The organism is Kushneria konosiri (genome assembly GCF_002155145.1).
In the GTDB taxonomy this organism is placed as follows: domain Bacteria; phylum Pseudomonadota; class Gammaproteobacteria; order Pseudomonadales; family Halomonadaceae; genus Kushneria; species Kushneria konosiri.
Map to the genome: position 1 here is coordinate 1,612,205 of NZ_CP021323.1, position 25,624 is coordinate 1,637,828.

The following is a 25,624-nucleotide window of genomic DNA, read 5'->3' on the forward strand; positions in this document are numbered from 1 at the left end:
GCGTCACTGCTTTATCATGCCCTTCTCGTTTTGACCGCTATCAGGAGCGCTCGTGTCCGACAGAGCCACGATCAGAATTGCCACCCGCAAGAGTCAGCTCGCCCTGTGGCAGGCGGAACACGTCAAGTCTCGTCTCGAGGCCCTGCATCCCGGGCTTGAGGTCGAACTTGTAGGCATGTCCACCCGCGGGGATCGCATTCTGGATACGCCGCTGGCCAAGATTGGCGGCAAGGGCCTGTTCGTCAAGGAGCTCGAGGAGGCGATGCTGGCAGGCCTTGCCGATATCGCCGTGCACTCCATGAAGGATGTCCCGATGAGTTTCCCCGAAGGGCTCGGGTTGCATGCCATTCTGGATCGCGGTGCGCCCACCGACGCCTTTGTCTCCAACGACTATCCGAATTTTGATGCGCTGCCGCAGGGCGCGCGCATCGGCACCTCGAGTCTTCGTCGCGCCCTGCAGATCCGTGCCGCCCGGCCCGATCTGGAAGTGCTCAGCCTGCGCGGCAATGTCCAGACCCGGCTTGGCAAGCTCGACGGCGGCGAGTTTGACGCGATCGTGCTGGCTACCTCCGGGCTTGAGCGGCTCAATCTGGACATGCGCATTGCCGAACGGCTGGCCCCGGAGGTCATGCTGCCGGCCTGTGGTCAGGGCGCGCTTGGCATCGAATGTCGCAGCGATGATGAGACCCTGAGAGCGCTGATCGCGCCGTTGATTGATCCCTCCTCCAGCCTTCGGGTGCGAGCCGAAAGGGCCATGAACACGCGCCTTGAAGGGGGCTGTCAGGTACCCATTGGCGGTTATGCGGTGCTGGAAGACAACGATCAGACGCTGTGGCTGCGAGCGCTGGTCGGCGCACCCGATGGCTCACAGGTCATCCATGCCGAAGCGCGCGGGCCGGCCGACGACCCGGAAACCCTGGGCATTCAGGTGGCTGAAGAGCTGCTCACCCGTGGTGCCGGCGCCATTCTTGATGCCGTCTACGCCGACGAACGGCCGCCGCGCTGAGGAGTCAGCATGTCCCTTTCGTGTTCGACCCGGCATGATGTTGCCCTGATTGCCCGCCCCGGTGCCCGCGCGCAGGCGCTGGAGCAGGCGCTCGAAGCGATCGGGCTGGCGCCCCTTTCTCTGGACATCATGACTTTGGTCGCACGCGAACCGGACCCACAGGCGCGCACGCTCCTGTATGATCTGGACAACTTCCGTCATGTCATCTGCACCAGTCCGTTTGCCGCGACCTGTCTGATCGAGGCCATCGAGGCACGCTGGCCACAGCTGCCCACCGGTATCGATTTTCATGCCACCGGCGTGAGCACCGCAGAGGTGTTGAAGGTCGGACTGGGCGTTGAGGTCAGCGCCCCGGCACCGGGCACGGGCAGTGCCAGTGAAGCACTGCTTGAGCTGCCGGGGCTTCAGACTGTCGCCGGGGAGCGGGTCGCGCTGGTCTCGGGCGAGGGCGGACGCGAGCTGATTGAGCAGACGCTTTTTGAGCGTGGCGCCGAGGTATCACGGCTGTCACTCTATGAACGACGGCTACAGCCACCCGGCGAAGACATGCGTGACCGGCTGGCGCGAGGCGAGTTTGCGGTACTGATCGTGACCAGCCAGGAGCAGCTCGAGTACCTTGAACGATGGTGTACCCCGGTGACCCGGAAGCGACCGCTGGTCGTTTCCAGCCAGCGATTGGCTACAATGGCAGACAGGGATCACTTCGAATGTGTTTTCATTGCCGGCGATGCCACGCCGCAGACATTGGCAGAGACCTCGGCCATGGCCTGGCAGCAGGCGCTAGGCATACCCGATTAAAAAAAGGGCAGCGATAAATGAGCAAGCAGGAAAACGATAACGACGATCGCAGCAATGCATCTTCCGGCAGTGCGTCTACTGGTGATGCATCGATTCATGGCGCCGCGACAGGCACCGGGACCGGTGGGGCGGCGGAAAATGCCGCAGTGACCGGTGAAAATGCGCGTACCGGCAGCATGACCGGGCCGGGCTCGGCCCAGTCCGGTGTCAGCAGCAGCGGTCGGCCGTTCGAACCCGGTGATATGCGTCCCGAGCATCGCCCGCGCCAGAAGGGGGGTCGTCGTTCTATATTGCTGCCCGTTTTACTTGTTCTGCTGTTGCTGGCTTTGGCAGCCCTCGGCTTTGGCGCCTGGTTGTTCGAGCAGCAGCGCAACGCGATGGATCAGTTGCGTCAGGATGTCAATCAGGTCCAGCAGAGCAGCAGTCAGTCTTCCCGCGAGGTTTCAAGCGCGCTTGAGTCGCGTGACCAGCGCCTTGGCCAGCTTCAGTCAAAGCTGCAGGAAAACGATCAGGCGCTGTCGCGCGTGATGGAAGAGCTGACGCGCAGTCAGCAGACTGACGAGCGCCAGTGGCAAAACGCCGAGATCGAATACCTGCTGCGCATGGCCAACCAGCGTCTGCAGCTCGAGCGGGATATCAGCGGTGCCCAGTCGCTGCTTGAAACCGCTGATCAGCGCCTGCAGCAGATCGACAACCCGGCCCAGCTGCCGGTACGCCGTGCGATTGCCTCTGAACTCTCCGAGCTGAAAAGCCTGCCCGAGGTGGATCGCAACGGCCTGTTTTTGACGCTCTCGGCAATGGCCGATCGCGTTGATGAGCTGCCGCTGTCCCAGGAAAGTGAAGCGCTGGCTGCGCAGAAGGATGACGGCTCGCTCTTTACCGGTGGCTGGCGCGAACAGCTCTCGCGCATGGGCACTCAGCTCAAGGATCTGGTCACGGTGCGCCGTCACGACGAGCCGCTGGAGGCACTGATTACGCCTGCACAGGAAGGCTATCTGCGTCAGAACGTGCGTTTGCTGCTGGAACAGGCCCAGCTGGGTGTCATGCGCAGCAATCAGGCGATCTATCAGGACAGCCTTGAGCGCGCCGGCACGCTGATCACGACCTATTTCCGCACCGACGACAGCAATGTTCAGCGTCTGCGCGAGCAGATCCAGTCGCTGTCACAGCGCAATATCAGCCCTGAGCTGCCTGACATCAGTGGCTCAATCAATGCACTGGAGCGTTTGCAGCAAGCCCGTCAGAGCGGCCAATCGGGTCAGTCCAGCCAGAATGGCCAGTCCAGCCAGAGCGGCCAGAATAATCAGGGCAGCCAGAGCGGCCAGGGGGCGTCTTCATGAGAAAGCTGATCCTGTTCATTGTCGTCGGGCTGGCGGCCGGGGCGCTGATCGGCCAGCTGATGATGTCCACGCCGGGCTACATCCTGATTCGGGTCGGCGACATCTCGCTGCAGACCTCCTTCTGGTTTGGCCTGCTGCTGCTGTTTGCACTCTTTCTGGTGGTGCATTTCGTTTTGCGTCTGCTCTGGCGTCTGCGTCGTCCGGTCAGCCGCATGAAGCTCTGGAATGCGCGTACCCGTAACCGTCAGGCCATGCACCGTACCGTCAAGGGACTGGTGGCACTGGCCGAAGGGCGCTGGAAGCGTGCCGAGCAGTCACTGACCCGCTCGGCCGAGGACTCCTCCACGCCGCTGGTCAACTATCTCTCCGCGGCGCTGGCGGCCCACTATCAGGGGCGTCACGAACAGGCCGACGAGCTTTTGAAAAAGGCCCATCACAGCACCGAGGGTGCTGACAGTGCCGTGGGTCTGGTGCAGGCGCAGCTGATGCTGGATCGTCAGCAGTCCGAGCAGGCGCTCGCTACCCTGACCCGGCTGCAGACCCAGATGCCCGAGCATCCGCAGGTGCTCAAGCTGCTCAAGCAGGCTTACCTCAATGTCGAAGACTGGGAAGGTCTGCGCCAGCTGCTGCCGAAACTCGAACGCCATGACCTGATCAGCGAGGAAGAGCGCAAAACGCTCGAAAGACGCACCTATCTGGCACTTCTGACCCAGGCCGATCAGAAACAGGATGTCGATCAGGCGCGTGCGCTATGGGCCGGTATGCCGGAATCCCTGCGCGGCGATGTGGACCTGGTGCTGTTGCAGGCGGCCGTGCTGGAGCGCGGCAATGACGCCGCCGAAGCCGAAAGCATGATTCGCCAGTCACTGCGCAATCGCTGGGACAGCCGGCTGGTCGCGCATTACGGGCTGTTGTCGGTTGATCCGAGCCGTCAGCTGGTGACCGCTGAAAAATGGCTGCAGGAGCGTCCCAACGATCCGGAGCTTCTGATGACGCTCGGCCGGCTCTCGCTGCGCAATGCCTACTGGGGCAAGGCACAGGAGTATTTCGAGGCCAGTCATCGTCAGCGCCCGAGCGGCGTGGCCTGTGCCGAGCTGGCAAGGCTTTATGCCAGCCTTGGCCAGCACAGCAAGAGTCAGCACTACTATCGCAAGAGCGTGGAGCTGCTGGACCGCTCGCTGCCGGCATTGCCACAGCCCAGCGAACACACCAGCTAGTGTCGAAGCTTGAATGACAGAGCGCCTGCGGGCGCTCTTTTTCATGGAACGGTCACCATTTTCGAGTTCACGCCTGTAGTCCGTGAGCGGCCACAGCGCGTATCAACGTCTCGGGCGTCATGTTTTGGAGAGTCATGCTCATGCAGTCAACCGGCATCATGAATCCCCCAGGTCCTTCGTGGCGCGCCAGGCTGGCGCGCTCAGGGCGTTGTCTTGCAGGTCGTTGTGTCGCAGGGCTTTGGCTGGCTGCGGCGAGCATAACCGGCGTTCAGGCCCAGGATCAGTCGGACGATGTGCTGCGCACCACGCTCGATAACGGCCTCGAAGTCGTGATCGTTCACAGCGATCTCGCGCCGGTAGTGACCACTCAGGTCAACTATCACGTCGGCGCCAGCGAAGCCTCCAGCGATTTCCCCGGCACCGCGCACGCCGTTGAACACATGATGTTCCGGGGTGGGCCGGGGCTTTCAAAGGATCAGCTCTCGGTCATTTCAGCCAACATGGGCGGCAACATGAACGCCTTTACCGAGAATGATCGTACCCAGTATCACTTCACCGTCCCGGCCGAGGATCTGGACGTGGCCCTGCACATCGAGGCCTCGCGCATGAAGGCCATCGACATGAGTGAGGCCGACTGGGCCCAGGAGCGCGGCGCCATCGAACAGGAGGTGTCGGGCAATCTTTCCAATCCGGCCTTTCGCTTTTATACCCAGCTGGTCGAGGAGCTTTATCGCGGCACGCCCTACGCCTGGACGCCGCTGGGGACACGCGACTCCTTTGATAATACTACCGCCGCGCGTTTGAAGGCCTTCCACGACCAGTGGTATGTGCCCAACAACGCCACACTGGTGATTGCCGGCGATGTGGACCCGCAGCAGGCGCTTGCCCGCGTGAAGACCCTGTTCGGCGACATCCCCGAAAAGACGCTGCCCGGCCGCCCCGATTTTGATTTCGAACCGGTCAGGGCGCGTACCATCGAACTGCCTACCAATAGCCCCTACGGCTCGATCTACATGGGCTGGCGCACGCCCGGTCTGCAGGACGACGATTTCGCGACCACCCAGGTACTGCTGGACGTGCTGGGCTCCGAGCGTGGCGAGCTCGCCGCCATGGGGTATGACGGCACGGCACTGGCCGGCGGCATGGGCGGACAGCTGCAGCCTCATGCGGGACTGGCCATGGCGGTGGGCGTCTTCCCTCAGGGCGCCGATCCGGCACCGGTCAGGGCCCGCATGCGCCATATCATCGCTGACGTGGTCAAAAACGGCGTGGACCCATCGCTGGTCGCGGCGGCGAAGCGTCGGATCATTGCGGAAGTGGATGCCTCGCGCGAGTCGGTGTCGGGACTGGCCAGCGCCTGGTCCGATGCGCTGATCAAGCGCGGGCTCGATTCTCCTCAACAAATGAAGGCGCAGTATGAGGCGGTCACCGTAGAGGACGTTAACGCGCTGGCCCAAAGGCTTTTGAAACCCGAGCACGCCATTACCGCCGTGCTGACACCGGAAACCTCCGGTGAGCCCACCAGCAGCGAGGGTTACGGCAAGCCGGAGGATCTGACCACCACGCCCAGCGGCCCGGTGACGCTGCCCTCCTGGGCGGCGCACGCCTTTGATAACCTCGATATTCCGGTCTCGACGCTCGATCCGAAGGACTACCGGCTGGACAACGGCCTGCGCCTGATCGTGCAGCCTGAAACGGCCAGCGATCGCGTGATGGTCAGCGGGGCCATCCAGACCAACGCAGACCTTCAGACCCCGCCGGGCAAGGAGGGCGTTGCCGATATCCTGGAAGGCCTGTACGGCTACGGCAGCCAGTCACTGGATCGTCGGGCGCTGCGCGCGGCAGTGGATGCGCTGGGCGCCGAGGAAAGTGCCGGTACCCGCTTCGGGCTGGTCGTGCCGAAGGCGCATTTCGATGAAGGGCTGGCGCTGCTGGCCGATCATCAGCTTAATCCAGTCTTTTCGAAAGACGCCTTTGACACCCTCAAGCAGCAGAGTGCCCAGGCGCTGCCCGGTCGTCTGAAAAGTCCGGGATTCCAGAATGCTCAGGCCATGCTGGCGGCGCTGCTACCAAAGGACGACCCCATGCAGCGCCACGCGACGCCCGAGTCGATCAAGGGCATTACGCTTGATGACGTGAAGCAGTATTTCGCGCGCATCTCGCGTCCCGACATGACCACCATGGTGGTGGTCGGTGACGTCGACCCCGACAAGGTGCGTGATCAGGTGGCGCGCTATTTCGGCGACTGGCAGGCGCAGGGCCCGAAACCGGAGGTGGATTATCCGGCCGTGCCACTCAACGCCGCCGGCGCCTATCACACGCCTGACAGCGCGGCGAGCCAGTCACAGGTGTCCATGTCGCAGATGATGGATATCGATCGCGACAGTGAAGATCGCTTTGCGCTGTTTCTGGGCAATCAGGTGCTCAGCGGTGATTTTGCCTCGCGGCTGCATCAGGCGCTGCGCGAACAGCGCGGGCTGGTTTACGGGGTGAGCTCGAATCTGAGTCTCGAGGCCCATCGCGGTCGCTTCAATGTCAGCTTCGGCAGTGACCCCGACAATGTGCAAAAGGCCCGCGAGCTGGTCATTCGCAATCTCGAGCGGATGCAGGATGAGCCGGTCAGCGACAGCGATCTGCACCGGGCCAAGAGCATTCTGTTGCGGGCGATGCCCATGCAGTCGGCAAGCTACGGTGCCATCAGCGGCTCGCTTTTGAATCTGGCACTTGCCGACAAGCCGCTGGATGCCACCACGAAGGCCGCACAGAAGTTTGTGAAACTTACACCCGATGAGGTGCAAAAGGCCTTCAGGGCGTATATTCGTCCGGACGGATTTGTCACTGGCGTTCGGGGGCCTGATACGCCCTGATCTGCCGCGCGGTTCGAATTCAGCCAGGGTACAAGGAGCCAGGATGAAGCTCTTGCTGGTAGAAGATGATGCTCTCCTGTCGGAGAGCCTCGCCGAATGTCTGGAAGAGGCCGGTTACAGCACGGACACTGCGGCCACTGTCCAGACAGCGCGGGCGCTGGTGAATACGGAGCCCTATTCACTGGCGATACTGGACCTCGGGCTGCCGGATGGATCGGGACTCGAGCTTTTGAGACAGTGGCGGTCGCAGCGCTGGTCAGTCCCGATATTGATTCTGACCGCCCGCGACGGCTGGACCGACAAGGTGGAAGGGTTGCGTGCCGGTGCCGATGATTACCTGACCAAGCCTTTTCATGAGGAGGAGCTGCTGGCACGCCTGCAGGCGCTGCTGCGTCGTCGTTCCGGCACACTCGCCAGTGTTCTGGAAGTCAACGATATCCTTCTGGACGAGGACCGCCAGCAGTGCCGCCTGGGGCAGGGCGAATGGCAGACGCTGACATCGACCGAATTTCGCCTGCTTCGCTATCTCATGCATTATCCGGATCGCGTCCACTCCAAGCATCATCTGCTGGATCAGCTCTATGCCCTTGAGCAGGATGCCGCCGCCCCGAACCTGATCGAGGTCTACATTGCACGACTTCGGCACCGATTGGGGCGAGAGCGCATCGTGACCCGGCGGGGTGAGGGGTACATGCTTGTTTCTACCTGACCGACGAAGTCTACGCCTGCGGTTGCTGGGCACGCTGACAATCATGGCCATGACGGTCGTGATCGTTACCTGGTGGCTGCATGGGATGCTGCTGGATCGTCTCGCCCGTGAATTTCTGGCAGATCGACTCCAGCAGGAGGCGCTGTACAGTGTGCAGCACCTGCAGTCCAGCCACGGTCCCGAGTCACCGGACCCCCGGGTAATGACCGGCAGTGTTGATATCTTTCATCACTTCTACCTGCTGGACGTCAATGGACAGCTCAAGAGCTCTCATCCTGACCGCCTGCCGGCGCTGACTCCGCTGCTCAAGGGGCCTCTGGAGAAGGCCGAAGAAAGGCAGTGGCGTGACCATCGTCTTTTGATCTGGCGGACTCGATTCATGCTCGAGGGCCAGCCTGCGACCCTGGTCATCGGAGAGGACTTTGCCAGTATCGAACGTGGGCTTGCGCGGCTGCACAAGTGGATTGCAGTCATCTCGGCGGCCATTCTGGCAGGGCTTTTGCTGCTGAACCTGGTGGCCGTCAACCGGGCGCTGCTCCCCTTTTCAAGGCTTGCCCGTCAGCTGGTAGAGCTGCAACAGGGGAAAAGGTCACGCCTTGAGATTGAAACCGTGTCCGAACTGGATGCTCCGATCGAGCAGCTCAATACCTTCCTGGATGATCAGGAGCGCCGCCAGCAGCGCTCGCGGGAGTCGCTTGCCAATCTCTCGCACGCCATCAGGGCGCCACTGACGGCCGTCATCCAATCGCTGCGCTCGCGCCGCGAGCTGGACGCCGAGCGGCGAACGCGCCTTCTGGAGCGCCTCCACGACATCGATGAGAAACTGGGCGCCGAGCTGCGGCGTTCCCGTATTGCCGGCCCAGGTGCCGGTCAGCAGTCCATGAGCATGGCGGACGTCAATTCATTGCTGGACATGTTCACCTCACTCTATCCCGACGTCATGTTTGCGCTTGATACCCGCGCCGAGACCACTGCGACACGATGGCCGATGGAACGTCAGGACGGCATGGAAATGCTGGGTATCGTGCTGGACAACGCCGGGAAATGGGCTCGCCAGCGCGTCGAGCTGACGCTGTGTGATCAGCCACCGGGTCTTGGAATTGAAGACGATGGTCCGGGCGTGCCCGATGAGCTGCTAAATCAGCTGGGCCAGCGCGGCTGGCGGCTGGATGAGCAGCGTCACGGCCATGGTTTGGGATTGTCCATCCTTGCCCAGCTGATGGAACGCTATGAGGGACAGGTGCGTTACACGCGAGCGTCACTGGGCGGGCTGCGCGTCGACATCGAGTTCCCGCGGGTCTGACGGGGCACCAGTCAAAAAATGTCGTTTACGATACCGACCGTGATGTTTTTCAGGTTCTTCTCAGAAAGCAGGCGCAGGATGCAGGAATATTCTCCTGCGGAGTCTGCTCATGAAAGCCCTGCTGATGGCCGGCCTTCTCATCATCACCTCTCCGGTACTGGCCGATACCGGACACGATCACGCCTCTTCTTCCTCTGCTGCGAGTGAGGCGCCCGCCGTGGCGCGCACCATCGATATCAAGGCAGGCAGCATGTGGTTCGATCCCGACCAGTTGCAGGTGGCGCCGGGTACCACCGTGCGTTTTCGGATCGAAAACGTGGCCATGATTCCTCATGAATTCTCGATTGGCAGCGCCAGCATGCAGCAACATCATCGCGAAATGATGCAGCAGCATGGAGGGCATCATGGTGAGGGCCATCACGGTGACGGCCACGACAACATGATGTCGTCATCCGTCACCATCGAGCCCGGTGCCACGCAAACCCTGATATGGACGGCGCCGACTCATGGGGATCGCATCGAATATGCCTGTTTCATTCCCGGCCATTACGAAGCCGGCATGAAAGGGACGGTCATGTTGACCGCCTCTCCCTAGGGCACGCCTGCTTCAATCACTTTTCTGGAACTGTCTCCCATGACGCGACACTTGATGGATAACGACCGCCGCCGCCTGCTTCTGGCGCTGGCCGGAACCGGGGCGCTGGCCGGTGTGAGCGCGCTGCTGCCGGGCTACGCCCGCGGAGCGCCGCTGACCCCGCGGGCGGGTAATGCGGCACAGGTGAATGGCGGTGTGCCGGGACCTGTCCTGCTGGATTTCGACGTGCGTCGCGAACGAGTCGCCATCGCTGGCGGCCATGGCAGCGGTATTACCATCAATCGTTCGATTCCGGCCCCGCTGGTCGAGTTGTGGGAAGGGCAGCAGGCCCATCTGCGTATTCACAATCATCTTGATGAAGACACCTCGATCCACTGGCATGGCCTGCTGTTGCCCTTCCAGATGGATGGTGTGCCCGGGGTTTCCTTTCCCGGCATCGCTGCAGGCGAGACCTTCGAGGTGCGCTTTCCCGTTCGCCAGAGTGGTACCTACTGGTATCACAGCCACTCCGGCATGCAGGAGCAGAAAGGGCTGACCGGTCCGCTGGTGGTCCACCCTGCGTCACCGCATCGTGTCACGGCGGATCGGGAATTCGTGATCATGCTCAATGACTGGACCTTCGACGACCCGCACAGAATCATGGCCCGGCTGAAAAGCTCGGGGGAGTACTACAACTTCAACCAGCGCACGGTGGGGGATTTCTTCGACGCGGTGGAGAAGGAGGGATGGGCGGCTACCGTCAGAGATCGTCTGGCCTGGAACAACATGCGCATGAGCCCTCGCGATATCGCCGACGTCACGGGCGCCACCTACAGCTATCTCATGAACGGGCTTCATCCTGCCGTGGGCTGGGAGGGCGTGTTCCGTCCCGGCGAGCGTATCCGGCTGCGGGTGATCAACGCCTCGGCGATGACCTATTTCAATTTTCGCATTCCGGGGCTGGCCATGACAGTGGTCGGCGCCGATGGCGAGCAGGTCGAACCGGTCGACACCGATGAGTTCCAGATCGGTGTGGCAGAAACCTATGATGTCATCGTCGAGCCACAGGCGGATCGGGCGTATACGCTGGTGGCGGAGTCGATGGATCGAAGCGGGCATGCACTGGGCACGCTGACGCCCCGCCCCGGTATGCGCGCGGCGGTGCCAGACCTTCGAAAGCCGCCCCAGCGGACCATGATGGACATGGGCATGGACCACGGTGGCATGGCCGGCATGAATCACGGCGCCTCGGCCTCAAAGGGCATGGATCATGGCGGCATGGCCGGCATGAATCACGGCGCCTCGGCCTCGAAGGGGATGGATCACGGCGGCATGGCCGGCATGAATCACGGCGCCTCAACCTCGAAGGGGATGGATCACAGCGGCATGGCCGGCATGCACCACGGCGCCTCAACCTCGAAGGGGATGGATCACAGCGGCATGGCCGGCATGTCTGGCATGAACCACGGCGCCTCGGCCTCAAAGGGGATGGATCACAGCGGTATGGCCGGCATGTCTGGCATGAACCACGGCGCCTCGGCCTCGAAGGGTATGGACCACGGTGGCATGGCCGGCATGAACCACGGCGCCTCGGCCTCGAAGGGCATGGACCACGGCGGCATGGCCGGCATGAACCACGGCGCGATGGAAGCAGGCGGTGGCATGGGCCCGGTCGTGGGTCAACATGGCCCTGGCGATCATGGCCCGGGCAACATCAACGTGGCTGAGACGCTGCGCTATCGACTGGGCGAGCCGGGGACAGGACTCGAAGACGTCGGTCATCGAGTCCTCACCTACAGCCAGTTGCGTAACATCAGGCCCATGCGCGATCAGCGTCCGCCGTCACGCACCATCGAGCTGCATCTGACCGGCAACATGGAGCGCTACATGTGGTCGTTCGACGGCGTGAAGTATTCCGAGTCCGAACCCATCGATATCGTGCTGGGAGACCGGATCCGACTGGTGTTGATCAATGACACCATGATGGAGCATCCCATTCACCTGCACGGCATGTTCATGGAGCTGGAGAACGGTCAGGGAGATCGGCTCCCCTTCAAGCATACCCTGAGCGTCCTGCCGGCATCGCGTGCCTCGCTGCTGTTGACGGCAGACGAGCCGGGACGCTGGGCCTTCCACTGTCATCTGCTGTATCACATGGACGCCGGCATGTTCCGGGTCGTACGCGTCGCACCGGCGGAGGTCCTGTCCAATGTCTGATTCAAGGGTTTTCCAGTGGGGTCTCCTGACGCTGGCGCTTGCGCTGCCGTCGCTTGCAACGGCCGATCAGCATGGTCGTGCCAGTGTGGACAGCGTGATCCCCGAAGGGCCGCTCAGTGCGCATAGCGGCTCACCGGCCGACTGGCCCGAACCTCTTTATGACGATGCGATCTTCAGTCAGGTGATGGTCGACCGGCTTGAATATCGCGACAGTGCCGGCGCGCCCAACGCCTGGCTGTGGGATGCCCAGGGCTGGATTGGTAACGATACGCATCGCTTCTGGTGGAAAAGCGAAGGGGAAGGGCCGATCAATGGTGGCAGCCCGGAGAGCAGCAACCTGGAGCTGCTTTATAGCCGCATCATCTCGCCCTTCTGGAACCTGCAGGCGGGGGTACGTCAGGACTTCAATCCCGACCCGGATCGACGCTTTGCGGTGATTGGTCTGCAGGGGCTGGCCCCTCTGATGCTGGAGACCGATACGGCGCTCTACGTCAGTGATGACGGTGACGTCAGCATGGGTGCTGAATTCGAATACGAAATGCTCCTCACCCAGCGGTGGGTGTTGCAGCCGCGTATGGAGGTCTCGGCATCACTGCAGGATGTTCCGGAATACGGCCTTCGGCAGGGGCTTAACAGCAGTGAGGTTGGCCTGCGGTTGCGTTATGAATTGATGCGCGAGATCAGCCCTTATATCGGCGTAAGTCATGAACGTGACCACGATCACGACGAATCGACCACGGCGCTGGTGGTCGGGCTGCGCGCCTGGTACTGATCTTCAGGGCATGGGAGGCGAGCAATGCTTCATGTTCAATGGCGTGACACCCCAAAGCGTTATGGTCGTATCAGCCGCTGGCTGCACTGGGGCATCGGGGCGCTGCTGCTCTGGCAACTGGGTGGCATGACGGCAAAAGGGCTCTGGGGACATCCTCCCTGGGTTCAGACCTGGCTTTCCACCCATCGCTGGCTGGGCACACTGCTCATGGTGTTGATCGTTTTGCGAGCCCTCTGGGCACTGCTCAACCTGTCGAGGCGGCCGCCCCATCAACAGGGTCTGGCACGACTGGCCGGCGCCTCGCATCTGCTGCTTTATGTTCTGATGCTGGCCATACCGGCTCTGGGACTTTACATGACCTGGGCCAGTGGCCAGCCCTTCGCCCCGCTGGGGATGGCGCTGTTTGACGGCGGCCCGGCCCGGGTCGATGCCATGCTGCTGGCGCGTCAATGGCATACCTGGCTGGGCTGGTCGCTGTTGATAGTGATGGCCGGCCATGTCGGCATGGCGCTGATCTGGCATGGCGTGATCCAGCGAGATGGCACCCTTCGGCGCATGATCGGGCGTTCCAGCCAGCGCCAGTGACACCGGTCAACATTGACTATTCTTTGAAGGCTTCCGGGGTGGACGTTTTGCGCGCCGGCAGCTTCAAGCGATGACAGGACGTCACGGACAACAGGGAGATCTTCAATGAGCAATGCCGCCACTGACAGCAGGGATGGCCATCGTCAAAAGGCTGTCCTCTATCGTATGGTCATGACCGACCACCGTTGCCCCTTCGGGCTCAAGACGAAATCGCTGCTGGAACGCCAGGGATTTGATGTCGAGGACCACTGGCTCACCTCGCGCGAGGAGGTGGATCGCTTCAAGTCCGAGCATGATGTGGACACCACGCCGCAAACCTTCATCAAAAACGAGCGCATCGGGGGCTATAGCGAGGTGCGCGAATATTTTGGCAAGCGTGTCAAAAAGGAAGGGGAAACCACCTATCAGCCGGTGATCGCCATCTTTGCGGTCGCCTTCCTGATGGGGCTTTCGATCAGCTGGGCGGTCTACGACACCATTTTTACCCTTCGCGCGCTGGAGTGGTTCATTGCGGTGGCCATGACGCTATTGGGCGTACAGAAACTGCAGGATGTCGAAACCTTCTCGACCATGTTTCTCAACTACGACCTGCTCGCCCAGCGTGACGTGCGCTATGCCTATCTCTACCCCTTTGGTGAAACGCTGGCAGGGGTGTTGATGATCGCAGGTTCCCTGATCTGGATTGCCGCCCCGGTGGCGATCTTCATCGGCGCTGTAGGGGCCGTATCGGTCTTCAAGGCCGTGTATATCGACAAGCGTGAGCTCAAGTGTGCCTGTGTCGGCGGCGGCAGCAACGTGCCGCTGGGCTTTCTGTCGCTGACCGAGAATCTGATGATGCTGTTGATGGGCCTCTGGATGCCGATCCGCATGCTGGCAGGCTGATCTGTCAGACCTGGCAGCAGGCACCCTCGAGCCGGCCTTCATGTGCCGCTACTGTCCGCCACGATGGCTCTTGCGGCCAGAAAGAGCCGTGCGTGGCGCTCGGCCAGTGCGGCAAGGTTTCGGTCGTAGCCGCCACCGATCACCGCAGCGATCGGAATGTCACGACGACAACACTGCTCGAGCACAAACAGATCGCGACGGTAGAGTCCTTCAAGACTCAGCTCGAAATGCCCCAGGCGATCCCCGTCGTGCACGTCGGCGCCGGCGTCATAGAACACCAGCTCCGGGCGCAACTGCTCCAGAAGCGCCGCGACTTCCCTTTCCAGCACGTTCTGATAGGCCTCGTCATTGGTGCCGCGGGGCAGGGCGATGTCCAGATCGCTCGAGCGCTTGGTAAACGGAAAGTTCTGTGCCCCATGGATCGAAAAGGTGAATACCCTGGGGTCGCGACGGAAGGCATGGGCGGTACCATCGCCCTGATGCACGTCGCAGTCGATGATCAGAATCCTTCGAATCCCATACACCTCCATGGCCTCATGGGCGGCCACGGCCAGGTCATTGAGCAGGCAGTAGCCACTGGCCGCATCGGGATAGGCGTGATGCGTGCCACCGGCCGTATTGCAGGCCAGCCCCGTGTTCAGCGCGGCTTTTAGGGTCGAAAGCGTCCCACCCACCTCCAGCAGCGTGCGCTCGACCAGTGCCGGTGACCAGGGAAAGCCGCTGCGCTTGCGTGCTGCCGGGTCGCTGTCGCCCAGATAAAAGGTCTGCAGATACTCCGGCGTGTGGGCCCGCAGGAGCTGGGTGCTGGTGGCCGGGTTTGGCGTGATCCAGTCAATCAGCGGATCATCGTCAAATCCAAGCGTTGATAACTGCTCTCGCAGGGCGCGAAACTTGGCCATCGGGAAGGGGTGTCGTTCCGGCCAGTCAAACGTGTACCCCGGATGATGAATCAGCGGCAGGCGCATTCTAGCCTCGCGCCTCCAGAATCTGTTCGGCCCGGGCGCGTACCTGCGGATAGGGATAGCCCTCCAGTGCCCCGAACGCGTTCAGCCCTCGCACCTTGAGTGGCGTAAATACCGGCATGGCCAGCGCGCAGAGAAAATGCGCCAGCCGCTCCGGCGTGGGCAGACGTTGAAAGTGTGCCTGATGGCGTTCGATAAAGGGATCGGCCAGCTCATCGACATTGATGTCCTCAAGCCTTGTGGCCATCGGCGAGGCCGGCAGTCGGGCGACATGGCCGTCGCAGACCGAGCAGTGGCCACACCGCTCGGGGGCGCGTGGATCACCAAAGTGCAGCGCCAGACGCCGTGACAGGCAGGTGTCGGTCTCAAACAGGGAGAGCATGCTGGATAATCGCTCGATATCGGCCTGCTCCCGATGGAAAAACCCCTCATGCAGCTCGCGCGCCATGGCAGGTGGGTCGATGTCGGGCTGACAGACCTCAAGGACATCCGTCATGCGCTTGCCTTCCAGCACCACCCAGCCCTTGTCCTGAAAGTATTCAAGGGCCGTGATGACGCGGGTACGCGTGGCATCGATCCCGGCGGCCAGCCCCGCCTGATGGAGGCGTTCAAAATCCACCGTGCCCCAGGTGCGGGCAATGGGGATATTGTCGATGATCAGCTGCACAAAGTTCGCCCGCTCGCCTTCAAACCTGGCGGCCAGCGTCGCCGGGGCGATCTCGTAACGCAGGCGATATTCGGCCAGATAGGTAAAGCGCGGCGCGATCACACCCATCATTTCAAGGCGTACCAGCAGGGTCTTGAGCGGCAACGCCCGAATATTGCTGTCGCGCGAGAGCGTATTCATCACCACCGGCCACTGGCGCTCCGGCGTTTGTCCTGCGGCCTGAATCTCTTGCAGTACCCGCTGGATACCTTCGCGCTCCGGCGTGTCGCCGTGGGTGAAGTTTTCAAGCACGCCCAGTCCATCACGGCCGGCCAGCATCAAACAGGTCGAGGGCGCACCGTCACGGCCGGCACGGCCGATCTCCTGGCTGTAGTTCTCGATCGATTTGGGCAGATCAAAATGCACGACATTGCGAATGTTGCGCTTGTCGATACCCATCCCGAAGGCAATGGTGGCGACGATGACCGGCACCTCGCCACGCATGAACTGCTGCTGGATCTCATCGCGCACCTCGGAGGTCAGGCCGGCATGGTAGGCGCGTGCCTGAAGGCCGCGCGCCAGCAGCGCCCGTGCCACGGTCTCGGCACTCTGCTGCAGGGTGACATAGATGATGGTCGGGGCTTTTTGACCTGCCACCTGCTGCGGCGCCAGCCAGTGGATCAGCGCCTCGAGACGCTGCGGTTGTGCCACCGGTCGCACCTGAAGGTTCAGGTTGGGGCGATAAAAGCCGGTGGTGATGACATCGCCCTGATCAATGTCAAAGCTTCGCTGCATGTCCTCGATGACGCCTGGCGTGGCCGTGGCCGTCAGCAGCAGCACCTGAGAGATATTGAACTCGCGCTGGTATTCGGGCAGGCGTAGATAGTCCGGTCGAAAGTTGTGGCCCCATTCGGAGATGCAGTGGGCCTCGTCGATCACCATCAGGGAAATCGGGATCTGGTGGAGAAAGTGGCGAAAGCGTTCGTTGCGCAGCCGCTCGACCGACACCATCAAAATCTTCAACTCCCCCTGGCGGGCGCGCGTCATCACCTCGCGCACGGCGTCGCGGTCCATGGTCGAGTCGATGCTTGCGGCCGCAATGCCGCGGGATTTCAAAAAGGCGAGCTGGTCCTGCATCAGCGCCAGCAGCGGTGAGATGACCAGTGTCAGGTGCGGCAGGTGCAGTGCCGGCAGCTGATAGCACAGCGATTTGCCGGCGCCGGTCGCAAAGATGGCTGCCGTGGAGCGTCCGGCCAGCACCCGTTCGATGACCGGGCCCTGGCCTTCGCGAAAGTGCTCGAGGCCGAAAACCGTCTCGAGGGTGTGGCGCGCGGCGGCGGTCGCGTCAGTGGGCATGCGAAGGCTCCGGTCATCACTGAAAGAGGCGACAGCCTAACGCCCGGGCGGCGCGCTGTCAGGGGCTGCGTGATGATCCTCCATCGCCCAGGGGGCCTGATCATCATGGGCGGTGGTCTGTACCGGTCTGAGGGCCATACCCTCGCCGTCGTAACGGGCCGTGCGATAGCTCACACCGTGGCGGATGCGCGGTGGTTCGGGGCCCACATGCATGGCGGCCACCCGCTCGATGATGGCGCGGTCGGCCAGCGTCTGGCGGTCCTGCATGCGCAGGTGCTGCAGCCAGTTGGGGACCAGAAAGACCTCCTGCCAGAGGTCGCGCGCTTCGATATCGCGATACAGCGACCAGCGTTTGGCGCCGTTACGCAGCCTGAGCCGGCGCAGCGGACGTACCGCGCGGGCAAAGTCGCGAACCTGATCGGCCTCGATGCGATATTCGATGGTGACCATTACCGAGCCGCGGGCCGGGTCAAAGTCGAAATCCGGCGCCTCGATTCGGGCCTCCGGCGCGCCCATGAGGCTGTCGCTGTCCAGCGCCGGCAGGCGCGAGGGCCAGAACATCAGTGCCGAGACCATCAGCAGGGCCCCGGCCATCAACAGTGCCGTCTGCGTGCCCAGACTTTCGGCCATGTGGCCCCAGAGAAATGAGCCCATCGTCAATCCGGCGTAGAGCGCCGTTTGATAGAGTGCCAGCGCTCGGGCCTTGACCCAGTCCGGCACCAGCACCTGCACGGAGGAGTTGTAGGAGGCCACCGCCGCAATCCAGCAGCTGCCGCCAAGGATCAGGGCCGGAAATACCGTCCAGAGCGTACTGATGCCGCCCAGGACCAGCATCACGCCGCCCAGCGCCATGGCCGCCACGTTGATCAATCGGCTGCTGCCCAGGCGCCGTCGCGCCCGGTTGACCAGCATGCTGGCGGCAATCGCCCCGACGCCCAGCCCACCCAGCATGTAGCCATAGAGCGAGGCGCTGCCGCCGGGATGATCGTGGGCCAGCAGCGGCAGCAGGGCCCAGATGGCGCTGGCCGAGATGCCAAAGACGAATGAGCGCAGCATGATCAGACGCGTCACGCTGGAGTACTGGGTGAAGTGGATGGCGGCCTTGATGCCTTCCCACAGCCGCTCGGGCGGCAGATGCTTTTCGGGCACCGCGCGTCGCCAGCGCCACAGCGCCCAGATCAGGGTGCAAAAGCAGAAGACATTGAGCAGAAAGATCCACGCCGGCCCCAGCGCTGCCAGCAGCATGCCACCGATGGCCGGGCCGATGGCGCGGGCGGCGTTATAGTTGACGCTGTTGAGCAGGACAGCGCTGCTGACCAGATTGCGTGGTACCTGCTCATTGACGGCGGCCTGCCAGGCCGGTGTCGTGATGGCCCCGCCCACGGACACACACAAAATCGAGGCAATCAGAAGCGTCGGCGTGAGCAGGTCCATGAAGGCGATGACGGTGATAAAGACGCCGCCCAGCACCTCGATGAAAAGCCCGAACAGCATCACCCGGCGTCGGTCGTAGTTATCCGCGATCACGCCGGTCACGATCGACATCAGCACCAGCGGGGCGGCGGCGGCGACCTGAATCATGGCGACCATGACGGGACTTGCCTGGGCTGACGTGACTACCCAGGCGGCAGCCACCGACTGCGCCCACACGCCCAGATTGGCGAAAAGATTGGCGATCCAGATGATGCGAAAGGCAGGAATCGACAGCGGCGCCCAGGTGCTGACGTCTTCCGGGCGAGGCGGGATGGCGGTCTTCTCTAATGTCAGATCACTCTGGCGGGATACGGGTTGCAGCATGAGGCACTCTTTAGTCGGTCGCGTCCGATCGATTCGATGGCATCTGAAACCTGGCCGGGCAGAGCCCCATGTTACGCCGTTTCATGACGACCGACAGGGCAGGGCCTCGCTTTTTTCAGCCATTTGTCCTGCATCAAAACTGCTCGTGCGCCCCTTGCTAAAATCGTAGGCAATGGATCGTCAACAGCCGCCTTGTGCGCCGTCATCCCGCGGAGAGTGTCATGAAAGTCACCGTCTATAGCGCCCAGCCCTATGATGAACGCTTCTTTGAGGAGACCCGTCTTGAAGGGTTGGCCGATGTGCCCTTCGAGCTGATCTATCAGCGGGTGGCCCTGTCACGCCAGACCACGGCGCTGGCCGAGGGCAGTGACGCCGTGTGCGTGTTCGTCAATGACGTGCTGGACGAAAGTGTGCTCGAGGCGCTGGCTGACATGGGGGTGAAAGCCATCGTGTTGCGCTGTGCCGGGTTCAACAACGTCGATCTGGCCGCTGCCGAACGGCTGGGCTTTTTTGTCGCCCGGGTGCCGGCCTATTCGCCTGAAGCTGTCGCCGAGCATGCGCTGGCGCTCGCCCTGACCCTCAACCGCCATACCCATCGCGCCTTCAATCGGGTCCGCGAGGGCAACTTTGCCCTGGAGGGTCTGCTGGGCATGACGATGCAGGGCAAAACGGTCGGCATTATCGGCACAGGCCGTATCGGCCTTGCCACAGCGCGTATCTTTCGAGGGCTGGGCTGCCGGGTACTGGGCAGCGATCCCTTTCCCGCTCCGGCCTTCAAGGACATCGGCGAGATCGTGGCGCTCGAGACCCTGCTTTCGCAGGCCGATATCGTATCCCTGCACTGTCCGCTGCTTGAGGCCACCCACCATCTGATCGATGAGGCGTCACTTGAGCGCATGAAACCCGGCGCGATGCTGATCAATACCTCCCGCGGGGCGCTGATCGACACCCGCGCCGTGATCGAGGCACTCAAGTCGCGCCAGCTCGGCGCACTGGGCATTGATGTCTACGAGCAGGAGAGCGGGCTGTTCTTTCAGGACCACTCCTCCGAAATCATTGATGACGACATCTTCATGCGGCTGATGACCTTTCCCAATGTGCTGGTCACCGGCCACCAGGGATTTTTCACGGTCGAGGCCCTGCGCGAAATCGCTCAGGTAACCTTTCAGAACCTGCTTTGCCTGATGCGCGGCGAGCACTGTGACAATGCCCTGATTGCTCGAGAGGCGAGAGCCCTTTCATAAGGCGTGGTCTGGCAGCAGCGGTCGGGCAGACCTCCGCGTGCGGTCAATGCCCGTGACAGGCGCCTTTGGCGACCTCAAAGGAGAGCCGGATGTGCTCTTCAAGCAGTGTTCGTGCTGCAGAGACATCGCGTGCCATGGCCAGATCGACCAGCTGGGCGTGCTGCTCGTTGAGGGTCGCTCGAACCGTGTCGTTGGCGGGTGCCATGCGACGATAACGGTCGAACTGGTCATGCAGCTGTTCAATGAAGCGAAGCAGCCAGGGCGAGCCACAGGGTTCGAGAAGATGACGATGAAACTGCAGGTGCATCTGCTCCCAGTGCTCCAGCCGCTCCGGCGCGTCATCGGCCCGTTTGAGCCGATGAAAGGCCGCCAGCAGGCCGGCTTCCCATTCATCGCCGCCTGCCTGGAGTGCCTGAGTCAGTGCCTGACCCTCGAGCCGCTGCCGCAGGTCGGTGATGTCGTCGAGTTCACTGCGTCTGAGGGCCGGCACCCGAAAGCCGCGCTGATTTTCCTGCTCAAGAAGGCCATAGGCGGCCAGACGATTGAGCACTTCCCGCAGTGGACTCAACCCCACGCCGTAGTGCTGTTTCAGTGCCGTGATCGCAAGCTTTTGTCCCGCCGTAAAGCGGCCATCGATCAGGTCGCGCTTCAATACAGCGTACAGCTGACCTGCCGCCGTGCTCGCAGCAGAGGCTTCGGTGTTCATAAGAACGGATCCTTTAATGCAGGTGTACCAACGCACTATCACGCGATTCCCGGGTAACCCGCCAACATGGGGCTTGACCCGCAGGAGAATACGACGCCATAGTAAAAAATCGATTTTTCACACTATAAACGATTAGTGTGTCCTGTCGCAGGCTCTACGGTTTTCAGCGAATCCCATAACAATTCGACGCAGAACAATCAGAGAACGCCATGTCCCTTGCTTTCGATCACAACAATCCCTTTCCCTCTCGCCGCAGTGCCACCTACGCCCGTCACGGTATGGTCGCCGCCTCGCAGCCTCAGGCCAGTCAGGCCGGGCGCGATATTCTGGCTCAGGGCGGCAACGCCATTGATGCGGCCATCGCGACCGCTGCGGTGCTGACAGTGGTGGAACCCAGTGGCAACGGTATCGGGGGGGACGCCTTTGCGCTGGTCTGGCTGGCGCAGGGCGATGAGGGAAGAGGCAGGCTTCACGGGCTCAATGCCAGCGGACATGCACCGAAGCGGCTGACGCCCGAGGCCGTCAGGGCAGCAGGCCATGAGGAGATGCCCCTGCACGGCTGGACGCCGGTCACCGTGCCCGGACTTCCCGCCGCCTGGGCGGAACTCTCAAGGCAATATGGCCGGCTGGATTTTGCCGCGCTGCTGGCGCCGGCCATTCGCATTGCGCGAGAGGGCTTTCCCGTCTCGCCGGTCATCAGCCAGCTCTGGCAGCGCGCGGAGAAGACATTCCGCGCCAGGGCGGAAGACCCCGCCATTGCCCCCTGGCTTGACAACTTTGCGCCTGAAGGTCGTGCACCGCTGGCGGGCGAGATGTATCGCAACGAAGCGCTGGCGACAACGCTTGAGTCACTGGCCGAAAGTCACTGCGACAGCTTCTATCAAGGCGAGCTGGCGCAAAAAGTCGATGCCTTCTCAAGGCAAACGGGCGGCTATCTTCGGGCGGACGATCTTGCCGATTACCGGCCCGAGTGGGTTGAGCCGATCTCGGTCAACTACCGCGGCGTTGATGTCTGGGAAATCCCGCCCAACGGTCAGGGCATGGTGGCCCTGATGGCCCTGCAGATGATGGAAGGCTTTGACATCACGGTGCGTGATGACCCGCAGCTGCTGCATCGTCAGCTGGAGGCGATGAAGCTGGCCTATACCGATGGCCATTATCACATCACTCACGCCGAGCACATGCGCACCAGCGTTGCCTCGTTGTTGAGCGATGCCTACGCCGACACCCGTCGCCGCCTGATCGGTGAGCGCGCCATCGACCCCGAACCCGGCGAGCCTCAGGCCGGCGGCACCGTGTATCTGGCCACCGCTGACCGCGACGGCAATATGGTGTCCTATATCCAGAGCAACTATCACGGCTTCGGGTCGGGCGTGGTCGTGCCCGGTACCGGCATCTCACTGCAAAATCGCGGGCATGGCTTTAGCCTGAAAACTGACCACGTCAACGTGCTGGCGCCGGGCAAGCGTACCTTTCATACCATCATCCCGGGCTTTTTGACCCAGGGCGATACCGCTCTGGGGCCTTTTGGGGTCATGGGCGGGTTCATGCAGCCCCAGGGGCACATGCAGATTGTCATGAACCTGGTCGATTTCGGCCTCAACCCTCAGGCAGCGCTGGATGCACCGCGCTGGCAGTGGATGGGCGGACGCAGGATCGGCATCGAGCCCGGCTATCCGATGCATGTGATTCGAGAGATGGGGGAGCGCGGTCATCAAATGACGCTGGCGGTAGACAGCACGGCCTACGGTCGTGGCCAGATCATCCTTCGTGACCCGCGAAGCGGCGTCTACTGCGGCGGCACCGAGCCGCGTACCGATTCAAGCATTGCGGTGCTCTAAGCCATGTCTTCAACCCTGACCACACAGCGTCATCTGTTCACGGCGTTTTTGCGCATCGGCCTGCTCGGGTTTGGCGGTGGCCCGTCGATGATTCCGCTGGTGCATGCCGAGGCGGTCATGCGCCATCAGTGGATGAGTGATGACGAGTTCAGCGACGTGCTGGCGATCGGCAACACGCTGCCCGGCCCGATTGCCACCAAAATGGCCGGCACCATCGGCTATCGGGTTGGTGGCGTCATGGGGTGCATCAATGCCGTGGTTGCCGTCATCGTGCCCTGCATTGTGGCCATGATGGTGCTTCTGGGGCTTTTTACACGCTACCGCGACCAGCACTGGATTCAGGGCATGAGTGAAGGGGTGATCCCGGTCGTCATGGTGATGATGGGCCAGCTCACCTGGGACTTTTTCCAGAAATCTCGCAGCGTGCTCGGCTGGGTGGCAACCCTGGTGATGGGCGCGGTCGCGGGCGGTCTGATCTACGGGCTCGACATTCATCCGGGGCTGGTGATTGGCGCAGTTCTTGCGGCTGCCCTGTTGCGACCGGAAAAGAGACGCAAGCGCCGCGCGGAGGTCAGGTCATGATCTATCTGGATCTCTTTCTGGCGTTTTTCATTCCCAACATCATCGGCTATGGCGGCGGGCCGGCGATCATCCCTCTGATCGAAAACGAGGTCGTCGGACGCTACGGCTGGCTGACCTCGCAGCAGTTTGCAGAGGCGCTGGCCCTGGGTAACACCCTGCCCAGCCCCATCGCCACTAAGATGGCCGGCTATATCGGCCATGAAGTGGCGGGTGTGGGCGGGGCGCTGGTGGCCACACTTGCCACCGTTGCGCCCTCGCTGATTCTGATGCTGGTCGCGCTGGGCACGCTGTATCGCTATCGCGACTCGATCAAGGTCAAGTCGATGAGCCAGTGGGTCAGGCCGGTGATCATGGTGCTGATGGGCTATCTCACCTGGTCGTTTCTCGATGAAGGCGTCAGCAATGCGGGCTGGATGCACACCGCCATTGTTGGCGTGGTCGCCTGCGTCATGCTGGTGTGGCTCAGGCTTCATCCGGTCTGGGCGGTCGTCGCCGGGCTGGTGTACGGCGGTCTGCTGCTCGGCTGAGCAAGGGGGAAAGCACGTCGGGTGATGTCATCGCCCTGTTTCAAGCACGACAGAAAAAGCAACGATACACGGCCATAACCACAAAAAAGGCCAACACAAGCGCCATCAACACAATGTCAAACCAACAATATCAATAAGGACAAGCCATGTTTTATGACGTTTTACTCCATACCACTCGAAAGTCTCTGAGCCGTCTGTGTCTTTCCGGCGCAGCGGTGGCCTCGCTGACGGTGGGTGCTGCCACCTGTCTGGCAACGACGCAATCGGCCCAGGCCGACGACTATCCCGACCACGCCATTGAATTTATCGTGCCCTGGTCGCCAGGCGGCGGTAGCGATGCCCTGATGCGCATCATTTCCAACGACGCTCAGCAATATCTTGGGCAACCGATGCCGGTGATCAACATGCCCGGCGTCAGTGGGACCATTGGTCTCAAGGAGCTCGCGGGGAAAGCGCCCGATGGCTATACCCTGGGGCAGATTCATGAAGGTTTGATGGCTTCCAACGCCACCGGCCTGACGCCCCTGAACTGGGACGATTTCCAGCCGATTGCCTCGCTGGCCTCCTCACCGCAGTATCTTGTGGTCAACGCCGACAGTGAGTGGACCACCTTCGAGGAGTTCGCTGAATACGCCAGGGCCCACCCCGGCGAGATCCGGATGGGCGCCACGCTGGGCGGGATTCCCCACGTTCATTCCGCGATGATCGAGGATGCCATTGATGCCAAATTCCGCTATGTCGGCTTTGAAGGCACCGGCGCCCGTATCCGCTCTCTGGTCGGCGGCCATATCGATGCCTCGATCGGCGATATTTCATCAAGCCTTGAGTTCGTCAAAAACGGCGACCTGCGGTTTCTGGCCGTCGGCAGCAAAAAACGGCCCGAACAGACCCCGGAGGTGCCCACCTTCAAGGAGCTTGGCTACGACAATCTCGATTTGAGCATCAATCGTGGCATCGTGGCGCCGAAAGGCATCGACCCGGCCCGAGTCGAAACGCTGGCCAGCAGTTTTGAGAAGATGTCTGAGGACCCCGACTTCATCAAGCGGATCAACCGGGCGGGCGCCGAAGTCGAGTTCATGGGGCCGCAGGCCTACGCGGACTATCTGGCCGGGGTTGATGCGACGGTTAAGCGCCTTTCCAGCAGGCTGGCCCGATGAGTGCTGCCACCGACCAGGCCTCTCGCGCGACGCGAGAGGCCAACAGCGAGCGCGGCAAGGCCATCGCCAACATCCTGTTTAACGCCGGTCTTGCGGCACTGTTTGTCGGGCTTTTCATGGAGGCCGGCGATCTGCCGTCCTCCATGTGGGAGCCGCTGGGGGCAGGTTCGTTCCCCCGGCTGGTGCTGGGGGCGCTGGTGCTTTTCAACCTGGCGATCATGTGTCAGTCCATGATCGAGCTGCGACGTGCCGACCCGGCGTCGAGTGTGGGGGCCGGGCGCTGGTTCATCCAGCGACGGCTGGCCTTTGCCAGCCTGGCGGCCTTTTGTGGCTACGCGCTGCTGATGCCCTGGCTTGGCTTTGCTCTGGCGTCGCTGCTGTTTTTGTTCATCGTTCAGATCATTCTGGGGGCGCGAAGCGGCCGCCGGCTGCTGATGGCCTGCGCTGTCTCGGCGGTCTTCGGCCCGGGCCTGGACGCGCTCTTTGGCCAGGTTTTCATGATTTCGCTGCCCCAGGGCCGCTTGTGGTAACTCGAC

22 protein-coding genes are annotated in these 25,624 nt (G+C 62.2%); 18 read left to right on the top strand and 4 right to left on the bottom strand.

Translation table 11 applies throughout. The features are described from left to right. Positions 1 to 52: 52 nt before the first annotated feature. The 12 genes from hemC to B9G99_RS07585 all read left to right on the top strand — a co-directional run bounded on the left by hemC (position 53) and on the right by B9G99_RS07585 (position 14,270). Entirely contained in the window at positions 53 to 1,006 is a 954-nt protein-coding gene (hemC, locus tag B9G99_RS07530; protein ID WP_086621497.1) for a hydroxymethylbilane synthase, read from the top strand. Positions 1,007 to 1,015: 9 nt separating this feature from the next. Beyond that, positions 1,016 to 1,804 (top strand): uroporphyrinogen-III synthase, encoded by a 789-nt coding sequence (locus tag B9G99_RS07535; protein ID WP_086621498.1) that lies wholly within the window; start codon positions 1,016 to 1,018, stop codon positions 1,802 to 1,804. A gap of 17 nt (positions 1,805 to 1,821) precedes the next feature. Continuing rightward, positions 1,822 to 3,144 (top strand): uroporphyrinogen-III C-methyltransferase, encoded by a 1,323-nt coding sequence (locus B9G99_RS07540; RefSeq protein WP_086621499.1) that lies wholly within the window; start codon positions 1,822 to 1,824, stop codon positions 3,142 to 3,144. After that, complete coding sequence (locus B9G99_RS07545; protein ID WP_086621500.1) at positions 3,141 to 4,361, top strand: heme biosynthesis protein HemY; 1,221 nt, start codon at positions 3,141 to 3,143, stop codon at positions 4,359 to 4,361. Before B9G99_RS07540 ends, B9G99_RS07545 begins: the two co-directional genes overlap by 4 nt. A 134-nt stretch (positions 4,362 to 4,495) precedes the next feature. Further along, positions 4,496 to 7,228 (top strand): M16 family metallopeptidase, encoded by a 2,733-nt coding sequence (locus tag B9G99_RS07550; RefSeq protein WP_227875976.1) that lies wholly within the window; start codon positions 4,496 to 4,498, stop codon positions 7,226 to 7,228. Between the two features lie 43 nt (positions 7,229 to 7,271). After that, positions 7,272 to 7,937: a response regulator gene (locus tag B9G99_RS07555; protein ID WP_086621501.1), complete on the top strand. Its 666-nt coding sequence runs from the start codon at positions 7,272 to 7,274 to the stop codon at positions 7,935 to 7,937. Next, a complete protein-coding gene (locus tag B9G99_RS07560) occupies positions 7,924 to 9,240 on the top strand; it encodes a sensor histidine kinase (RefSeq protein WP_227875977.1) in 1,317 nt (438 codons plus the stop codon). The genes B9G99_RS07555 and B9G99_RS07560 overlap by 14 nt, the downstream gene beginning before the upstream one ends. A 109-nt stretch (positions 9,241 to 9,349) precedes the next feature. Beyond that, on the top strand, positions 9,350 to 9,835 hold the full coding sequence (locus tag B9G99_RS07565; RefSeq protein WP_086621502.1) for a cupredoxin domain-containing protein: 486 nt from the start codon (positions 9,350 to 9,352) through the stop codon (positions 9,833 to 9,835). A 39-nt stretch (positions 9,836 to 9,874) separates the two neighbouring features. Then, entirely contained in the window at positions 9,875 to 12,031 is a 2,157-nt protein-coding gene (locus B9G99_RS07570; RefSeq protein ID WP_086621503.1) for a copper resistance system multicopper oxidase, read from the top strand. Next, entirely contained in the window at positions 12,024 to 12,803 is a 780-nt protein-coding gene (locus B9G99_RS07575; protein ID WP_086621504.1) for a copper resistance protein B, read from the top strand. Before B9G99_RS07570 ends, B9G99_RS07575 begins: the two co-directional genes overlap by 8 nt. Before the next feature lie 24 nt (positions 12,804 to 12,827). Next, entirely contained in the window at positions 12,828 to 13,388 is a 561-nt protein-coding gene (locus tag B9G99_RS07580; RefSeq protein WP_086621505.1) for a cytochrome b, read from the top strand. Positions 13,389 to 13,493: 105 nt separating this feature from the next. Next, on the top strand, positions 13,494 to 14,270 hold the full coding sequence (locus B9G99_RS07585) for a glutaredoxin family protein (protein ID WP_165814139.1): 777 nt from the start codon (positions 13,494 to 13,496) through the stop codon (positions 14,268 to 14,270). Between the two features lie 38 nt (positions 14,271 to 14,308). Here B9G99_RS07585 and B9G99_RS07590 read toward each other — a convergent pair whose 3' ends face one another. From B9G99_RS07590 to B9G99_RS07600, 3 genes are read right to left on the bottom strand one after another with little or no spacing between them, the layout of a single operon-like run. Continuing rightward, positions 14,309 to 15,235: a histone deacetylase family protein gene (locus B9G99_RS07590; RefSeq protein ID WP_086621506.1), complete on the bottom strand. Its 927-nt coding sequence runs from the start codon at positions 15,233 to 15,235 to the stop codon at positions 14,309 to 14,311. Position 15,236: 1 nt separating this feature from the next. Beyond that, positions 15,237 to 17,234 carry a RecQ family ATP-dependent DNA helicase gene (locus B9G99_RS07595; protein ID WP_086621507.1) on the bottom strand — a complete coding sequence of 666 codons (1,998 nt, stop codon included), beginning with the start codon at positions 17,232 to 17,234 and terminating at the stop codon, positions 15,237 to 15,239. Positions 17,235 to 17,270: 36 nt separating this feature from the next. Beyond that, positions 17,271 to 19,031, bottom strand: coding sequence for an MFS transporter (locus B9G99_RS07600; RefSeq protein WP_086621508.1), 1,761 nt, complete (start codon positions 19,029 to 19,031; stop codon positions 17,271 to 17,273). 221 nt (positions 19,032 to 19,252) lie between these two features. Here B9G99_RS07600 and B9G99_RS07605 point away from each other — a divergent pair, with 221 nt between their 5' ends. Beyond that, on the top strand, positions 19,253 to 20,275 hold the full coding sequence (locus B9G99_RS07605) for a 2-hydroxyacid dehydrogenase (protein WP_086621509.1): 1,023 nt from the start codon (positions 19,253 to 19,255) through the stop codon (positions 20,273 to 20,275). A 43-nt stretch (positions 20,276 to 20,318) separates the two neighbouring features. Here the strand turns inward: B9G99_RS07605 and B9G99_RS07610 are convergent, their stop codons facing one another. Further along, on the bottom strand, positions 20,319 to 20,981 hold the full coding sequence (locus B9G99_RS07610) for a GntR family transcriptional regulator (RefSeq protein ID WP_086621510.1): 663 nt from the start codon (positions 20,979 to 20,981) through the stop codon (positions 20,319 to 20,321). Positions 20,982 to 21,190: 209 nt separating this feature from the next. On the opposite strand from B9G99_RS07610, the gene B9G99_RS07615 reads away from it, so the two are divergent. The 5 genes from B9G99_RS07615 to B9G99_RS07635 all read left to right on the top strand — a co-directional run bounded on the left by B9G99_RS07615 (position 21,191) and on the right by B9G99_RS07635 (position 25,618). Then, positions 21,191 to 22,822: a gamma-glutamyltransferase family protein gene (locus B9G99_RS07615; protein ID WP_086621511.1), complete on the top strand. Its 1,632-nt coding sequence runs from the start codon at positions 21,191 to 21,193 to the stop codon at positions 22,820 to 22,822. Positions 22,823 to 22,825: 3 nt separating this feature from the next. Continuing rightward, on the top strand, positions 22,826 to 23,404 hold the full coding sequence (locus tag B9G99_RS07620; RefSeq protein ID WP_086621512.1) for a chromate transporter: 579 nt from the start codon (positions 22,826 to 22,828) through the stop codon (positions 23,402 to 23,404). Beyond that, the gene (locus tag B9G99_RS07625) at positions 23,401 to 23,931 is read left to right on the top strand and encodes a chromate transporter (RefSeq protein ID WP_086621513.1); all 531 of its coding nucleotides are present in this window, start codon (positions 23,401 to 23,403) and stop codon (positions 23,929 to 23,931) included. The genes B9G99_RS07620 and B9G99_RS07625 overlap by 4 nt, the downstream gene beginning before the upstream one ends. Before the next feature lie 146 nt (positions 23,932 to 24,077). Continuing rightward, positions 24,078 to 25,088: a Bug family tripartite tricarboxylate transporter substrate binding protein gene (locus B9G99_RS07630; RefSeq protein WP_086621514.1), complete on the top strand. Its 1,011-nt coding sequence runs from the start codon at positions 24,078 to 24,080 to the stop codon at positions 25,086 to 25,088. After that, the gene (locus B9G99_RS07635) at positions 25,085 to 25,618 is read left to right on the top strand and encodes a tripartite tricarboxylate transporter TctB family protein (RefSeq protein ID WP_086621515.1); all 534 of its coding nucleotides are present in this window, start codon (positions 25,085 to 25,087) and stop codon (positions 25,616 to 25,618) included. The genes B9G99_RS07630 and B9G99_RS07635 overlap by 4 nt, the downstream gene beginning before the upstream one ends. The last annotated feature ends 6 nt before the right edge of the window (positions 25,619 to 25,624 follow it).

Bases quoted from the DNA above. Each gene is read 5' to 3' on its own strand.
- B9G99_RS07535 (WP_086621498.1), top strand. From the start codon at position 1,016: ATGTCCCTTTCGTGTTCGACCCGGCATGATGTTGCCCTGATTGCCCGC.
- B9G99_RS07540 (WP_086621499.1), top strand. From the start codon at position 1,822: ATGAGCAAGCAGGAAAACGATAACGACGATCGCAGCAATGCATCTTCC.
- B9G99_RS07545 (WP_086621500.1), top strand. From the start codon at position 3,141: ATGAGAAAGCTGATCCTGTTCATTGTCGTCGGGCTGGCGGCCGGGGCG.
- B9G99_RS07550 (WP_227875976.1), top strand. From the start codon at position 4,496: ATGCTCATGCAGTCAACCGGCATCATGAATCCCCCAGGTCCTTCGTGG.
- B9G99_RS07555 (WP_086621501.1), top strand. From the start codon at position 7,272: ATGAAGCTCTTGCTGGTAGAAGATGATGCTCTCCTGTCGGAGAGCCTC.
- B9G99_RS07565 (WP_086621502.1), top strand. From the start codon at position 9,350: ATGAAAGCCCTGCTGATGGCCGGCCTTCTCATCATCACCTCTCCGGTA.
- B9G99_RS07570 (WP_086621503.1), top strand. From the start codon at position 9,875: ATGACGCGACACTTGATGGATAACGACCGCCGCCGCCTGCTTCTGGCG.
- B9G99_RS07575 (WP_086621504.1), top strand. From the start codon at position 12,024: ATGTCTGATTCAAGGGTTTTCCAGTGGGGTCTCCTGACGCTGGCGCTT.
- B9G99_RS07580 (WP_086621505.1), top strand. From the start codon at position 12,828: ATGCTTCATGTTCAATGGCGTGACACCCCAAAGCGTTATGGTCGTATC.
- B9G99_RS07585 (WP_165814139.1), top strand. From the start codon at position 13,494: ATGAGCAATGCCGCCACTGACAGCAGGGATGGCCATCGTCAAAAGGCT.
- B9G99_RS07590 (WP_086621506.1), bottom strand. From the start codon at position 15,235: ATGCGCCTGCCGCTGATTCATCATCCGGGGTACACGTTTGACTGGCCG.
- B9G99_RS07595 (WP_086621507.1), bottom strand. From the start codon at position 17,234: ATGCCCACTGACGCGACCGCCGCCGCGCGCCACACCCTCGAGACGGTT.
- B9G99_RS07600 (WP_086621508.1), bottom strand. From the start codon at position 19,031: ATGCTGCAACCCGTATCCCGCCAGAGTGATCTGACATTAGAGAAGACC.
- B9G99_RS07605 (WP_086621509.1), top strand. From the start codon at position 19,253: ATGAAAGTCACCGTCTATAGCGCCCAGCCCTATGATGAACGCTTCTTT.
- B9G99_RS07610 (WP_086621510.1), bottom strand. From the start codon at position 20,981: ATGAACACCGAAGCCTCTGCTGCGAGCACGGCGGCAGGTCAGCTGTAC.
- B9G99_RS07615 (WP_086621511.1), top strand. From the start codon at position 21,191: ATGTCCCTTGCTTTCGATCACAACAATCCCTTTCCCTCTCGCCGCAGT.
- B9G99_RS07620 (WP_086621512.1), top strand. From the start codon at position 22,826: ATGTCTTCAACCCTGACCACACAGCGTCATCTGTTCACGGCGTTTTTG.
- B9G99_RS07625 (WP_086621513.1), top strand. From the start codon at position 23,401: ATGATCTATCTGGATCTCTTTCTGGCGTTTTTCATTCCCAACATCATC.
- B9G99_RS07630 (WP_086621514.1), top strand. From the start codon at position 24,078: ATGTTTTATGACGTTTTACTCCATACCACTCGAAAGTCTCTGAGCCGT.
- B9G99_RS07635 (WP_086621515.1), top strand. From the start codon at position 25,085: ATGAGTGCTGCCACCGACCAGGCCTCTCGCGCGACGCGAGAGGCCAAC.